The following is a 13768-nucleotide window of genomic DNA, read 5'->3' on the forward strand; positions in this document are numbered from 1 at the left end:
GATACACCACTGTGTTCGAATTCAGTGGTGTATCTGTGGGAGCGGGCTTGCCCGCGAAGAATTCAGTGGGGATCTATGGCCTAGCCACGCGACTCGACCCCAAGCTCATCCCACACCGACTCGGCCAGGTGGAAGGTCGCATTGGCCGCCGGGATCCCGCAATAGATCGCGCTCTGCATGATCACTTCCTTGATCTCCTCGCGGGTCACGCCATTGTTGGCCGCCGCGCGCAGGTGCAACTTGAGTTCCTCGTTGCGGTTCATGCCAATCAACATGGCGATGGTAATCAGGCTGCGGGTGTGGCGTGGCAACCCCGGACGGGTCCAGATATCGCCCCAGGCGTGGCGCGTGATCATCTCCTGGAACTCGCCATTGAAGTCGTTGAGTTTCTCCAGGCTGCGGTCCACATGGGCATCGCCCAGCACCGCACGACGCACCTGCATGCCAGCGTCGTAACGTTGTTTCTCATCCATGGCGTACTCCTCAGCGGGCCAACAGGAAATCGAGCACGCGACGGCTGAACGGCTCGCCGACCTCGACATTGGACAGATGCGCAGCCAGGAAGCCGGTGTACTCGGCGCCTGCCACATGCTCTTGGATGTACAGGCCACCCGAGGGCGGCGTTACCGCATCGGCCTCCCCGGAAATCACCAGCAGCGGCGCGCTGATCGCTCCCAACTGATCGCGGAAATCGGCATCGCGCACCGCTCCGCAGTTGGCGGCATAGCCCTGTGGCGAAGTGGTTGCGAGCATGTCGGTGATGCGCTTGACCTGATCCGCGTGCTCGCTCGACCACGCCGGGGTGAACCAGCGCTCGATGGACGCATCGCGCAACCCACGCATGGCCTCGGCGCCGTCGCGCAAGACCATTTCGATGCGCGGATTCCAGGTTTCAGGCGATCCGATCTTCGCCGCCGTGTTGCACACCACCAGACGCTGCAAACGCTCACCTGCATTGATGCCGAGCCACTGACCGATCAGGCCGCCCATCGACAACCCGCAGAAATGCGCGCGCTCGATCTGCAGAGCATCCAGCAGCGCCAGCACATCACGCCCCAGTTGTTCGATGCTGTACGGCCCTTCGGTGACCAGCGAATCGCCATGACCGCGCGTGTCGTAGCGCAGTACTCGAAAGTGTTCGGTCCACAGCGGCATCTGGGTATCCCACATGTGCAGGTTGGTGCCCAGCGAGTTGGACAGTACAAGCACGGGGGCGTGCTCGGGGCCTTCGAGTTGGTAGTTCAGTACGCCATCGGCCAGTTGCAAATGCGCCACAGCGGTCTCCTTCAAGCAGTGAAACGTTGATGTTCGGCCACAGCACGCGCCACCCAGACGCGGGCCTGGCCGAGGTAATGGGCAGGGTCGAGCAAGTGGTCGAGCGCTTCGCCAGACAGCTGTTCGGTGACCTGTGGCTCGTCGCCGAGCACGGCACGCAGGTGGCGCTGTTCGGCCACCGCGCGCTGGCAGCATTGCTCAAGCAGGTGATGGGCCTTGTCGCGCCCCAGACGCTGGGCCAGCACGATGCTCACCGCTTCGGCCAGCACCAGGCCTTGAGTCAGTTCAAGGTTGCGGCGCATGCGCTCGGCGTCCACCTCCATGCCCTCGGCGATCAGTTGTGCCTGGCGCAGGGCGCCGGAGACCAGGCAGCAGATGTCTGGCAGGGTCTCCCATTCGGCATGCCACAGGCCCAGGCTACGCTCGTGCTCCTGGGGCATGGCGGCGAACAGCGTCGACAGCAGCCCCGGCACGCGGGTCGCGGCGCCGATCAGCACCGCTGCACCCACAGGGTTGCGCTTGTGCGGCATGGTCGAAGAGCCGCCCTTGCCCGGCGCAGCAGGCTCGAACACCTCGCCAGCCTCGGTCTGCATCAACAGGCTGATATCGCGACCGAATTTGCCCAGGCTGCCGGCAACCAGGCCCAGCACCGAGGCGAACTCCACCAGGCGGTCGCGCTGGGTGTGCCAGGGCTGCTCGGGCAAGGCGAGGCCAAGTTGTGCCGCCAGCGCCTCGGCCACCGGCAATGCCTTGCTACCCAGCGCCGCAAGGCTGCCAGAGGCCCCCCCGAATTGCAGGCACAACAGGCGCGGACGCAGCTCCTGCAAGCGCTGGCGGTGACGGGTCAACGCCCCGAGCATACCGGCCAGCTTCATGCCCAGCGTCACAGGCGTGGCGTGCTGCAGCCAGGTGCGTCCCACCAGCGGCGTGTCGGCATGCAGCAAAGCCTGGCGTGCGAGGGTGTCGGCGAGCTTTTCCAGATCTGCCTCGATCAACCCCAGGGCATCACGCAGTTGCAGAACCAGGCCAGTGTCCATCGCATCCTGGCTGGTAGCCCCCAGGTGCACATAACGCTCGGCCTCCGGCACGCCACTGGCAACCACCTTGCCCAGTGCCTTGACCAGCGGGATCGCCGAGTTGCCAGCCACCGCAATGGCCTGCGCCAGCGCTTGCACGTCATAGCGCTCGGCCTTGCATGCCGCCTCGATGGCTGCCACCGCGATGTGCGGCACCAGCCCTGCGTCAGCCTCGGCGCGCGCCAGGGCAGCCTCGAAGTCGAGCATGCCCTGCAGGCGGCCATGGTCGCTGAACACCTCGCGCATGGCCGGGGCGGTGAAGTAGGCATCGAACAGTTGGTTGCTCATGCAACGTCCTTAGTGATCATGGTGCAGGTACGCCGCCTGCTTGGGCAGGCGCAGGCTGAACAGGAAGGCCACCGCCATCATGGCGGTCACGTACCAGTAGAACGTGTTCTCCATCCCCAGCGTCTTCAAGCCCAGGGCGACGTATTCTGCCGAACCGCCAAAGACCGCGTTGGCTACGGCATAGGCCAGGCCCACACCCAAGGCACGCACCTGAGGCGGGAACATCTCGGCCTTCACCAGGCCGCTGATGGAGGTATAGAAACTGACGATGCACAGCGCGAGGGTCACCAGCACGAAGGCCATGAACGGGCTGGTCACGGTCTTGAGCGCCATCAGCAGCGGCACGGTGAACAGAGTGCCCAGCGCGCCGAACAACAGCATCGAGTTACGTCGGCCGATACGGTCGGACAACATGCCGAACAGTGGCTGCAGGATCATGAACAGGAACAGCGCGCCAGTCATCACGAAGCTGGCGCTCTTGGCGTTCATGCCGGCCGTGTTGACCAGGTACTTCTGCATGTAGGTGGTGAAGGTGTAGAAGATCAACGAACCGCCAGCGGTATAGCCCAGCACCGTGATGAAGGCTGCGGCGTGGTTGCGGAACAGGCCACTGACGCTGCCGGCATCTTTATCCTGGCGAGTCTCGGCACTGCTGGTCTCTTTCAGCGATCGGCGCAGCATCAGCGAAATCAGCGCGGCGACGGCGCCGACCACGAACGGAATGCGCCAGCCCCAGGCGCGCAGTTCTTCTTCAGTGAGCAATTGCTGCAGGATCACCACCACCAGCACCGCCAGCAACTGGCCGCCGATCAGGGTGACGTACTGGAACGAGGCGAAGAATCCACGCTGGCCGCGCAGGGCCACCTCACTCATGTAGGTCGCGGTGGTGCCATACTCACCGCCGACCGACAGGCCCTGGACCAGTCGCGCAAACAGCAGCAGTGCCGGCGCCCAGGTACCGATGCTCGAATAGGTCGGCAGGCAGGCGATCAGCAACGAGCCTGCGCACATCATCAACACCGAGATCATCAACGAGTTCTTGCGCCCGTGACGGTCGGCCAGGCGGCCGAAAATCCAGCCACCGATGGGGCGCATCAGAAAGCCTGCGGCGAACACCCCGGCCGTGTTGAGCAACTGCACCGTGGGGTCGTCGGAGGGGAAGAACGCCGGAGCGAAGTAAATGGCGCAGAAGGCATAGACATAGAAGTCGAACCACTCCACCAGGTTGCCGGAAGAAGCCCCGACGATGGCGAAGATACGGCTTTTACGCTCCTCGCCCGTGTAATGGATTGCGGTCATGGCGTGCTTACTCCTCGAGGGTTACCATCAATTCTAGACATACCCGGTAACACTCTCGTTCCGCTTGGGGGCTGACCATTAGCCTTATGTCTTGCAGGTCCGGCCTCTTCGCGGGCAAGCCCGCTCCCACAGGATGGCGTGAGCGGCTTGCCCACGAAGAGGCCGGCACAGGTCAAACCCGCTCGATGGCCAGCGCCAACCCCTGCCCCACGCCGACACACATGGTTGCCAGGCCCTTGCGTCCGCCGCTCTTCTCCAGTTGGTGCAGCGCCGTCAGCACCAGCCGCGCGCCGCTCATGCCCAGCGGATGCCCCAGGGCGATCGCTCCGCCATTGGGGTTGACCTGAGGCGCATCGTCCGCCACGCCCAGCTCGCGCAGCACCGCCAGGCCCTGGCTGGCAAAGGCTTCGTTGAGTTCGATCACATCGAAATCAGCCACGGCGATACCCAGGCGCTCGGTGAGCTTGCGCACAGCAGGCACGGGGCCTATGCCCATCACCCGCGGCGCCACGCCGGCACTGGCCATACCCAGGACACGGGCACGTGGGGTCAGGCCGTGTTTCTTCACCGCATCGGCCGATGCCAGGATCAGCGCCGCGGCGCCATCGTTCACACCCGACGCATTGCCAGCAGTGACGGTCTTGTCCGCGCCATTGACCGGCTTGAGCCTGGCCAGCGCTTCCAGGGTGGTGTCCGGGCGCAGGTGTTCATCCTGCTCGACCAGGGTTTCGCCCTTTTTGTGGACGATACGCACCGGCACGATCTCCTCGGCGAAGAAACCTGCTGCCTGAGCGGCAGCGGCCTTCTGCTGGCTGCGCAGGGCGAAGGCATCCTGGTCGGCACGCGAGACCCGGTGATCGTCGGCAACGTTGTCGGCAGTCTCAGGCATGGCATCGACACCGTACTGAGCCTTCATCAACGGGTTGATGAAGCGCCAGCCGATGGTGGTGTCTTCAAGCTTCATGTTGCGCGAGTAGCCACTCTCGGCCTTGCCCATCACGAACGGCGCGCGCGACATCGACTCGACGCCACCAGCGATGGCCAGCTCCATCTCGCCACTGGCGATGGCGCGAAACGCCGTGCCGACCGCATCCATGCCCGAGGCGCAGAGGCGGTTGAGGGTCACGCCGGGAATGCTCTCGGGCAGGCCAGCCAGCAGCAGCGCCATGCGCGCGACGTTGCGGTTATCCTCGCCGGCCTGGTTGGCGCAGCCGAGAAACACTTCGTCGAGCTGATCCCAGCGAACCTGCGGGTTGCGCTCGACCAGCGCCTTGAGCGGCACCGCCGCCAGGTCGTCGGCGCGCACACCAGCCAAGGCGCCGCCGAAACGGCCAATCGGGGTACGGATCGCGTCGCAGATGAATACGTCACGCATCAGGCTTCTCCTGCGCTCTGGCCATGGGCTGCTGCAGTACGGGCTTCAAGATCACGCAGGGCGGTCAATTCTGTCTCGCTCGGCTCGGCGGTGGCCTGCACGTCATCGGCAAAGCGAATCGCCCAGCCGGTGGCGGCGACGATCTGTTCGCGGGTCACGCCCGGATGGATCGAGGTAACGACGAATTCGTGGGTGCCGACTTCCGGCTCCATGATGCACAGGTCGGTGATGATGCCCACCGGCCCCTCGCCGGGCAGGCCCAGGCGCTTGCGCGAATCACCGCCCTCGCCGTGCCCGACCGAGGTGATGAAGTCGAGCTTGTCGACGAAAGCGCGCGGCGACTGCTTCAGAATAATCAGCACCTGCTTGGCGGAGCCTGCGATCTCTGGCGCACCGCCCGCGCCCGGCAGGCGAGTCTTGGGCGCGTGGTAATCACCGACCACGGTGGTGTTGATGTTGCCGAAGCGGTCGACCTGGGCGGCGCCGAGGAAGCCCACGTCGATACGACCGCCCTGGAGCCAATAGCGGAAGATCTCGCCGGTCGGCACCACGGTGTCAGCGGTCTCGGCCAACTCGCCATCGCCGATCGACAGCGGCAGCACACTCGGTTTGGCACCGATCGGGCCAGACTCATAGATCAGCACCACGTCGGGCGACGAGGTCAGGCGCGCCAGGTTGGCGGCCTTGGACGGCAGGCCGATCCCCACGAAGCAAACGGCGCCGTTACGCAGGCGACGGGCCGCGGCCACGGTCATCATTTCGGAGGTGGAGTAGCTCATTGTTCAGCCTCCAGCTTGCGCTTGAATTCGGTGAAGTCGGTGGTACCGCGGATGTAGGTGTCGATCCAGGCCGTGAAGGATTCGCGGTTGCGTGCGATCGGGTCCCAGGCCTGGTAGAAGCGGTTGTCACGCTCGTAATAGCCATGGGCGTAGGACGGATGCGCGCCGCCCGGTACCAGGCACACTGCGCTGAGTGCCCAGGTCGGCAGTACGCAGGCGTTCATCGGCGCTTGCAGGTCGTCGACGATTTCCTCGACTGTGACGATGCAGCGCTTGGCGGCCAAGGCCGCTTCCTTCTGCACCCCGAGGATGCCCCACAGCAGCACGTTGCCCTTGCGGTCAGCTTTCTGCGCGTGGATCACGGTGACATCCGGGCGAACCGAAGGCACGGCAGCCAGCACTTCGCCCGTGAACGGGCAAGTGACCGACTTGATCAGCGGGTTGACCTTGGGCAGGTCGGAGCCGGCGTAGGCACGCAATACCGCGAACGGCAGGCCGGAGGCGCCGGCAACGTAGGCGTTGGCTAGGTCGGCATGGCTGTGCTCTTCGATCTCGATCGCGTGCGGCCATTGTTTCTCCACGGCGTCGCGCAGGCGATGCAGCGAGCCGACCCCCGGGTTGCCGCCCCACGAGAAGATCAGTTTGCGCGCACAACCGGCACCGATCAGTTGGTCGTAGATCAGGTCCGGGGTCATGCGCACCAGCGTGAGGTCGCGTTTGCCCTGGCGGATGATTTCGTGACCGGCCGCGGTCGGAATCAGGTGGGTGAAACCTTCGAGGGCAACGCTGTCGCCGTCGTGGACGAACTGCTTCACGGCATCATGAAGCGAGAGGATTGCTGCCATTGGAGACTCCTGGTCAGGCTGAGTCGGGTTTGAGTGCAGCGTCGCTGCGATGGGCTCAGATTAAGGAGACCGGGGGTGGGGAAACAATCCGATAATCGACCTTTTGTGCGGTTATCGAACGGTTTGAATGCGTTACCGATGATGACGGATGGCGACCTTTTCGCGGGCAAGCCCGCTCCCACAAGGGAGTAACTGTCTTGCTCAAAATCTAAAGGCCAGCCCAATCCCTGGACTGCCCCAAGGGTTGGATTTGTGTCCAACTTCTTGGGGGCAGTCCCAATCCCTGTGGGAGCGGGCTTGCCCGCGAAAAGGCCACTCCCCCCAATGCCTGATCAGGTGGCGTCAGCGTGACTCACCAAGCCTTTGACGATAACCCCGACGGTCGCCAGCGCCGCCGGCACCAGAAGCGCGGTCAGCACCTGCTCGAAGGTCCAGCCCAGCCCCAGCAGCGTCGCCCCGCTCCAGGCTCCGAGAATCGCGCCGAAACGGCCAATGCCCAGCATCCACGACACCCCCGTGGCCCGCCCCTGGGTCGGATAGAAGCGCGCTGCCAGCGACGGCATCGCCGACTGTGCTCCGTTCACGCACATCCCCGCGACCAGCACCAGAATGGCCAGCACCGTGATGTTGCCCAGGCTTTGACCCACCGCGTAGGCAAACACCCCGGCCAGCAGGTAGAAAATGCCGATGACCTTGTGCGGGTTGAAGCGGTCCATCGCCCAGCCCACCGCCACGGCACTGAGTACGCCGCCGAACTGGAACAGCGCACCGATGAAGGCTGCTGTTTCAAGGCTGGCGCCACTGTCGCGCATCAGCGTCGGCAGCCAACTGGTCAGCAGGTAGACGATCACCAGGCCCATGAAGTAGGTCAGCCATAGCAGCACCGTGCCCAGGCCATATGTGCCAGAGAAAATGACCGCGAAGACGTTGCGCGCAGCCACGGCCTTCTGCTCCGGCACGCTGAAGCTCGCGGCCTGGGCAACCACGGCCGGAGCGATCGGGGCAAGCGTCTTGCGCACCTTGTCGGTGCCGCGATTGCGCACCACCAGAAAACGCGCCGACTCCGGCAACCACACCAGCAGCACCACCGCCAGCAGCAACGGCAGCACACCGCCCAGCACCAGCAGGCTGTGCCAGCCGTAGGCTGGGATAAGCTTGGCAGAGATGAAGCCACCACCGGCCATGCCCAGGTTGAAGCCGCAGAACATGCTGGTCACCAGCAGCGACTTCAAGCGCTCCGGGGTGTATTCGGACAGCAGGGTCGTGGCATTGGGCATGCCAGCGCCCAGGCCGAGGCCTGTCAGGAAACGCAGCACCAGCAGTTGATCGACATTGCTGGCGTACGCCGAGGCCAGGCTGAAACCGCCGAACACCAGTACCGCGCCTACCAGCACGCCCTTGCGACCGAAGCGGTCTGCCAGCGGCCCGGAACCCAGGGCACCGAAGACCATGCCAATCAGTGCGGCGCTCATTACCGGGCCCAGGCTGGCACGGTCGATCCCCCACTCCTGGGACAGCGCCGGAGCGATGAACCCCATCGCTGCGGTGTCCAGGCCATCGAGGAAGACAATCAGGAAGCACAGGATCACCACACGCCATTGATAGCGGGACAGCGGCTGGTCGTTGATGAACGACTGTACATCGAGGCAGTTGCCGACAGCAGTTTGCGGTTTGTTCATTGTTGTTATCCAGAAGATGGGCGCGGGTACACCGCTGCGACCAATAAGGCGCAGGGCTAAAGAAACCGGTACGGGCGTTGAAATCAGCTGGGTAACGATGCAACTGCGCAAGGCAGCGAGGGGACAGTGGTCATGGGCTTGTCTCGTGTTGTTATTGTCCGGTCGGCAGCGCCGACCGTTGCGAGAAACATTAATCAGCACCTGCGGCGGGCGCAATTCACGAGGAACGACATTGTGCGTTTATCGCACAAGAATAGTTCTACCGCTTGTCCACCTATTGCGGCGGCGCGCCATCCCAGACGCTCAACCGAACAACTGATGGCAAAGATCGCGGCTGGCCGACAACAGTATGGGCAAGAAGCGCTGTTCCAGTTCGTTGCGCGTCACCCGTCCGACGTGGGTGCTGACGTTCAGTGCTGCCAGCACTTGCCCTGAAGCGTCATAGATCGGCACGGCGATCGAGCGCAACCCCTGCTCCAGCTCCTGGTCGACCACACACCAGCCCTGGGCGCGCACCTGTTGGATGCAGGCGAACAGCGACTCGGGATCATGCAAGGTGCGGCTGGTTCGGGCCTTGAGATCGGCGCGCTCGAAGTACTCGCGCAGGCTGGTGTCGTCCAGTGCCGCCAGGAGGATTCGGCCCATGGAGGTGCAATAGGCCGGTAGGCGGCCACCCACCGACAGGTCGACCGAAATCAGACGCTCCACCGTCGCCGAGCGGGCGATGTAGAGAATGTCGTCGCCTTCGAGGGTCGCCATGTTCGCCGCTTCGTGCAGTTGCTCGCTGATACGGTCAAGGTAGGGCTGGGCCGAGACGGCCAGCGGCGTCGAGGAGAGGTAGGCATGTCCCAGCGTCAGCACCTTGGGCAGCAACGAATAGGTACGTCCGTCGGAAGTGGCGTAACCGAGTTTGATCAAGGTGTGCAGACAACGACGCACTGCGGCGCGGGGGATTTCCGTGCGGTGGCTGATCTGGGCAATAGTCAGGTGGCGCTTGCGCTCCTGGAAGGCCTGGATCACCGCCAGCCCCCGGGCCAGAGACGTCATGAAGTCGGGGTCGCCGGTGAACGCCTGAATGCGCTTGGCCGGCGATGCGACGATCGGCGGGGCCAGGGAAGGCGAGACGGCACGCTGCGGATCGCTGGGCGTGGAAGCGTTGGTTTCATCGTTCATCGGCAGACCTCAAAAAAAACGGCGCTTCGTGCGATTATCGAACAAGCGGCCGATAATCGCAATTGACCGCCGACACGTTTGCTTATACCTTTCTCATGCCCTTGTGGCTTCTTTGGAGAGACTGGTCAGGTACCCACCGTAGAAGACTAAAGGCAGCGGCCTCGCTTACCAGCGAGGCCGTTTTCATTTCTGCACTGTTTATCCGAACTTTACTCGGTACGTCGCCTCCAACTTCCCAAGTACAACGGGTCAACTCCCCATTGCACGATCAGGCTCGAGTAAAGGCCGTGGCCATTGGTGATTCGACGGTTATAATTCGGCGCTCGGGTCTGTATGCACGCTGGGAAATGGATCCACGCGCACCGCGTGTTACAGCCCCGTACCGAGAACCTCTTCAATTTATCAGGTCGATACTGTGACGAAAGATGAACTGCGCGCCGAACTCGAGCGCCAGGCAGAACGTTACAAGGATGTTTATGGTGGTGAAGTCACCACTTATGCTGCCCAACCGGAACCGGAACGCAAACCCTGGCGCAAACGTGCCAGCCTCCTTGACCAAGCCTTCTCCGAGGAACTGGAGAAGATGGAAAAGGAACGGCGCCCCGAAGAGCCTTGAGCTCAGGGCGTGATCGCAATGCGCCATGGCGCTGAACGCCATGGCGCCGTGCGCTTTTTCTGCAATCGACGATGATGAAATGGAATTACACAAATTTCATACAATCGTTTGAATCCTGCGAAACCCTTCAATTGATCGCGTATTCGCTGCAATTCGACGAAATTAACGGTTTTTTATTCGTCGATTTCGCTTTGCTTCCTACCGCCGAACCGGCATGGCCGCATTAGAAAAGCTGCCATCTGTCTGTCACGGGTGCATCGATTGCCATGGTTTTCTGGCATAATCCGGCCCCCCTACGACCGCCAGAAAACCTTCATGATCGATTTATTCAGCGGACTGGATGCCTGGGTAGCCGTGAGCCTGGTGCTCGCCCTCACCTTCGTGCTCGCATTCGAGTTCATCAATGGCTTTCATGACACCGCCAACGCGGTAGCCACCGTCATCTATACCAAAGCCATGCCGCCGCACCTGGCCGTGTTCTTCTCGGGTGTGTTCAACTTCCTCGGGGTTCTGCTCGGCGGTGTCGGGGTGGCCTATGCCATCGTGCACCTGCTGCCGGTCGAGCTGCTGATCAACGTGAACACCGGGCATGGCCTGGCCATGGTCTTCTCCCTGCTCGCCGCCGCCATCACCTGGAACCTGGGAACCTGGTATTTCGGTATCCCGGCGTCCAGCTCGCACACCCTGATCGGCTCGATTCTCGGGGTTGGCCTGGCCAACGCACTGCTCAGCGACATCCCGCTGGGTGACGGCGTGAACTGGCAGAAAGCGATCGACATCGCCATGTCGCTGGTGGTCTCGCCCATGGCCGGCTTCGCCGTTGCCGCACTGGTGCTGATTGGCCTGAAATGGTGGCGCCCGCTGTCGAAGATGCACAAGACCCCCGACCAGCGCCGCAAGCTCGACGACAAGAAGCACCCACCCTTCTGGAACCGCCTGGTGCTGGTGATTTCGGCCATGGGCGTGAGCTTCGTGCACGGCTCCAACGACGGCCAGAAAGGCATTGGCCTGATCATGCTGGTGCTGATCGGTATCGTCCCGGCCAAGTTCGTTCTCGACCTGAACAGCACCACCTACCAGATCGAGCGCACCCGCGACGCCACCCTGCACATGAGCCAGTTCTACCAGCGCAATGCCGCCACGCTTGGCGAGTTCCTGGCGTTGGGCAAGGCCAAGTCGAACGACCTGCCGGAGCAGTTCAGTTGCAACCCGCAACAGACAGAGCCAACCATTGCCGCGCTGCAGACCTCGCTCCAGGGTGTGACCGACTACCGTGACCTGAACGCCGAACAGCGTGTGGAAGTCCGTCGCTACCTGCTGTGCCTGGACGACACCGCGAAAAAGGTCGGAAAACTGCCAGGGCTGGATAGCCGCGAGAAGGCCGACCTGGAAAAACTGCGCAAGGACCTCACCGCAACCACCGAATACGCCCCGTTCTGGGTGATCGTCGCCGTCGCCCTGGCCTTGGGCCTGGGCACCATGGTCGGCTGGAAGCGTGTGGTACTGACCGTTGGCGAGAAGATCGGCAAGCAGGGTATGACCTACGCCCAGGGCATGTCGGCACAGATCACCGCAGCTTGCGCCATCGGTATGGCCAACGTGTTCAGCCTGCCGGTCTCGACCACCCACGTACTGTCGTCGGGTGTTGCCGGGACCATGGTCGCCAACAAGAGCGGCCTGCAAGGCGGCACGGTGAAGACCATCCTGCTGGCCTGGGTACTGACCCTGCCAGCCTCGATGGGCCTGGCGGCTGGCCTGTTCTGGCTCGCCTCCAAAGCGATCGGCTGACACCTGCAGCATTGAAAAAGGCGCCCGCGACGGCGCCTTTTTCATGCCCTGGGGAAACTCAGCGCTTCTTGCCTCCCAGCAAGATCCCATCAAGCCCCGCACCAGTTGCCTGCCCAACTGGTTGGCGGCCTGGCGCACCGCCGACTTGATCGCCTGCCCTGCCGCACTCTGCAAGAACTCACCCGCCTTCTCGGCCAGGCTGTCTGCGTCAGCCTTGGGCTGAGGCGCCGGCTCCACCGGCTCGCCCTTGCGCTGGGTCAGCAGCTCATAGGCCGACTCACGGTCGATCGGTTTGTCATAACGTCCTGCCAGAGGCGATTGCGCGATCAGTGCACTGCGCTCCGCCGTGGTGAGCGGGCCGATCCGCGATTGCGGCGGCGCCACCAGCACGCGCTGGACGACCTCTGGTGTCCCCTTGTCCTGCAAGGTGCCCACCAACGCCTCGCCGATCCCCAGTTCGGTGAGTACCGTCAGGGTATCGAACGCAGGATTGGGACGAAAACCGTCAGCCACGGCCCTGAGCGACTTCTGCTCCTTGGCAGTGAAGGCCCGCAGCCCGTGCTGGATGCGCAAGCCCAGCTGCGCCAGTACGGCATCGGGCAGGTCGCCCGGGGACTGGGTAACGAAGTACACCCCCACACCCTTCGAACGGATAAGTCTCACCACCTGCTCCAGACGATCCTGCAGGGCCTTGGGGGTCCCGTTGAACAGCAGGTGCGCTTCGTCGAAGAACAGCGCAAGCACCGGCTTGTCGGCGTCGCCGCGCTCCGGCAGTTGCTCGAACAGCTCGGCCAGCAGCCACAGGAGGAAGGTCGCATAAACCTTTGGCGCCTCGTGCACCAGGCGGCTGGCGTCAAGCAGGTGGATGCGCCCGCGGCCATCGCTATCGACCCGCAGCAGATCCTCCAGTTGCAGCGCCGGCTCACCGAACAACGCCTCGGCCCCCTGCTGTTCCAGCGTGGCCAGGCGCCGCTGCAAGGCTTGGGTCGAAGCGGTGGTCATCAGCGCGCTGTCCTCGCCCAGCAGCTGTGGGTTGTCCTTCAGATGGCCAAGCAGCGCCTTGAGGTCTTTCAGGTCGAGCAGCAACAGCCCCTCGCGGTCGGCAACCTTGAACGCCGCATAGAGCGCCGCCTGCTGGCTGTCGGTCAGTTCAAGCAGGTTGCCCAGCAGCAACGGACCCATTTCGCTGAGGGTAGTGCGCAACGGATGACCACTCTGCCCGGCGATGTCCCACAGGCTCACCGGGTAGGCCTTGGGCTGGTGGGCGAGCCACGGCATCCCGGCAATGCGTTCGGCCACCTTGCCCTGGGGCGAACCCGCCGCCCCCAGGCCACACAGGTCTCCTTTCACGTCTGCCGCGAACACTGCCACACCCGCGTCGCTGAACACCTCGGCCAGACGCTGCAGGGTCACGGTCTTGCCGGTGCCGGTCGCTCCGGCGACCAGTCCATGGCGGTTGGCCAAGCGCATGGCCTGGCCGACTGGCAAGCCGTCTAGACCGGCACCTACAACGATTTGCGAAGAATCCGACATCTTATTTCATCCTCTTCTCAAGCTTTGCCTAAAAGCGGCCGA

11 protein-coding genes and 1 pseudogene are annotated in these 13768 nt (G+C 63.4%); 2 read left to right on the top strand and 10 right to left on the bottom strand.

What is annotated here, in order from left to right:
* Positions 1-80: 80 nt before the first annotated feature.
* From pcaC to pcaR, 9 genes are all read right to left on the bottom strand, one after another.
* Positions 81-473: a 4-carboxymuconolactone decarboxylase gene (pcaC, locus tag APH44_RS17255; protein WP_054893778.1), complete on the bottom strand. Its 393-nt coding sequence runs from the start codon at positions 471-473 to the stop codon at positions 81-83.
* Between the two features lie 10 nt (positions 474-483).
* Positions 484-1275: a 3-oxoadipate enol-lactonase gene (pcaD, locus tag APH44_RS17260; RefSeq protein ID WP_054893779.1), complete on the bottom strand. Its 792-nt coding sequence runs from the start codon at positions 1273-1275 to the stop codon at positions 484-486.
* A gap of 11 nt (positions 1276-1286) precedes the next feature.
* Positions 1287-2639, bottom strand: coding sequence for a 3-carboxy-cis,cis-muconate cycloisomerase (locus APH44_RS17265; protein ID WP_054893780.1), 1353 nt, complete (start codon positions 2637-2639; stop codon positions 1287-1289).
* Positions 2640-2648: 9 nt separating this feature from the next.
* The gene (locus tag APH44_RS17270) at positions 2649-3938 is read right to left on the bottom strand and encodes an MFS family transporter (RefSeq protein WP_054893781.1); all 1290 of its coding nucleotides are present in this window, start codon (positions 3936-3938) and stop codon (positions 2649-2651) included.
* 172 nt (positions 3939-4110) lie between these two features.
* A complete protein-coding gene (gene pcaF, locus APH44_RS17275; RefSeq protein WP_172964853.1) occupies positions 4111-5316 on the bottom strand; it encodes a 3-oxoadipyl-CoA thiolase in 1206 nt (401 codons plus the stop codon).
* Entirely contained in the window at positions 5313-6092 is a 780-nt protein-coding gene (locus tag APH44_RS17280) for a CoA-transferase subunit beta (RefSeq protein ID WP_054893783.1), read from the bottom strand. Before APH44_RS17280 ends, pcaF begins: the two co-directional genes overlap by 4 nt.
* A complete protein-coding gene (locus APH44_RS17285) occupies positions 6089-6937 on the bottom strand; it encodes a CoA transferase subunit A (protein ID WP_054893784.1) in 849 nt (282 codons plus the stop codon). Before APH44_RS17285 ends, APH44_RS17280 begins: the two co-directional genes overlap by 4 nt.
* Positions 6938-7269: 332 nt before the next feature.
* A complete protein-coding gene (locus APH44_RS17290) occupies positions 7270-8616 on the bottom strand; it encodes an MFS transporter (RefSeq protein WP_054893785.1) in 1347 nt (448 codons plus the stop codon).
* Between the two features lie 303 nt (positions 8617-8919).
* A complete protein-coding gene (gene pcaR, locus APH44_RS17295) occupies positions 8920-9789 on the bottom strand; it encodes a pca regulon transcriptional regulator PcaR (protein ID WP_054893786.1) in 870 nt (289 codons plus the stop codon).
* Between the two features lie 415 nt (positions 9790-10204).
* On the opposite strand from pcaR, the gene APH44_RS29220 reads away from it, so the two are divergent.
* Both APH44_RS29220 and APH44_RS17305 read left to right on the top strand, forming a co-directional pair.
* Complete coding sequence (locus tag APH44_RS29220) at positions 10205-10405, top strand: hypothetical protein (protein WP_081255307.1); 201 nt, start codon at positions 10205-10207, stop codon at positions 10403-10405.
* Positions 10406-10720: 315 nt separating this feature from the next.
* Positions 10721-12193 (top strand): inorganic phosphate transporter, encoded by a 1473-nt coding sequence (locus tag APH44_RS17305; RefSeq protein WP_054893788.1) that lies wholly within the window; start codon positions 10721-10723, stop codon positions 12191-12193.
* 58 nt (positions 12194-12251) lie between these two features.
* Here APH44_RS17305 and APH44_RS29225 read toward each other — a convergent pair.
* A pseudogene (locus APH44_RS29225) lies at positions 12252-13726 on the bottom strand (helicase HerA-like domain-containing protein).
* Positions 13727-13768: the final 42 nt, after the last annotated feature.

It is taken from the genome of Pseudomonas sp. NBRC 111143 (assembly GCF_001320965.1).
Taxonomy (GTDB): domain Bacteria; phylum Pseudomonadota; class Gammaproteobacteria; order Pseudomonadales; family Pseudomonadaceae; genus Aquipseudomonas; species Aquipseudomonas machongensis.

Excerpts from the sequence above, each read along its gene's own strand:
- pcaC (WP_054893778.1), bottom strand. The coding sequence starts at position 473 with ATGGATGAGAAACAACGTTACGACGCTGGCATGCAGGTGCGTCGTGCG.
- APH44_RS17305 (WP_054893788.1), top strand. The coding sequence starts at position 10,721 with ATGATCGATTTATTCAGCGGACTGGATGCCTGGGTAGCCGTGAGCCTG.
- APH44_RS17270 (WP_054893781.1), bottom strand. The coding sequence starts at position 3,938 with ATGACCGCAATCCATTACACGGGCGAGGAGCGTAAAAGCCGTATCTTC.
- APH44_RS17290 (WP_054893785.1), bottom strand. The coding sequence starts at position 8,616 with ATGAACAAACCGCAAACTGCTGTCGGCAACTGCCTCGATGTACAGTCG.
- pcaR (WP_054893786.1), bottom strand. The coding sequence starts at position 9,789 with ATGAACGATGAAACCAACGCTTCCACGCCCAGCGATCCGCAGCGTGCC.
- APH44_RS17265 (WP_054893780.1), bottom strand. The coding sequence starts at position 2,639 with ATGAGCAACCAACTGTTCGATGCCTACTTCACCGCCCCGGCCATGCGC.
- APH44_RS17280 (WP_054893783.1), bottom strand. The coding sequence starts at position 6,092 with ATGAGCTACTCCACCTCCGAAATGATGACCGTGGCCGCGGCCCGTCGC.
- APH44_RS17285 (WP_054893784.1), bottom strand. The coding sequence starts at position 6,937 with ATGGCAGCAATCCTCTCGCTTCATGATGCCGTGAAGCAGTTCGTCCAC.